The organism is Methylobacterium sp. J-068, from assembly GCF_022829445.1.
Lineage (GTDB): Bacteria > Pseudomonadota > Alphaproteobacteria > Rhizobiales > Beijerinckiaceae > Methylobacterium.
In genome coordinates, this window is the sequence record NZ_JAKSXY010000001.1 from 1 (window position 1) to 500 (window position 500).

At 68.4% G+C, this 500-nt stretch carries 1 protein-coding gene; it reads left to right on the plus strand.

From position 1 onward, the window contains the following. Positions 1–123 precede the first annotated feature (123 nt). On the plus strand, positions 124–500 hold a 377-nt coding region (locus MKK54_RS00005), incomplete at its 3' end, for a hypothetical protein (RefSeq protein WP_244008477.1).

Genomic DNA, 500 nt, shown 5'->3' on the forward strand with positions numbered 1-500 from the left:
GTCCGCGGCTGCCCGCCAAGACGTTGCGTCCGGTCCGATCGATGTCGCTGTTCCCGCCCATGCTCTGCACGCTGTCGCCTCCTGTCCGTGGACGATTCCAATCGACCACAGGAGGCACCCGAGATGTTGGGCAAGTCACCCGAGCCCGCGGGTAAATCACCCAAGGGCCGTGAGGCCGTCGTGATGACCGCAAGAGCCGAAGCGCGCACCCTCGTCGAAGCAATCGCCGGCCCCCTGCGGCTCGGCGAGAACGTGAAGGGGGCCCTGTCGCGTGTGGCGCGGGCGACCGGTCTGAACGACCGCCGGGTGCGGGGCATCTGGCACAACGAAGCCCGGTCGATCCGTGCCGACGAGATGGACCGCCTCAGACAAGCAGCGCGCGACGCTCGCGCCACGGAGCAAGCACGCGATGAGTACAGGGCCGTCATCTCGAAACTCGTCGCCTGCGACGCGGCCCTGGGCCTATCGGGCCCGGACATGGACCGCACGTCTGATCCTGC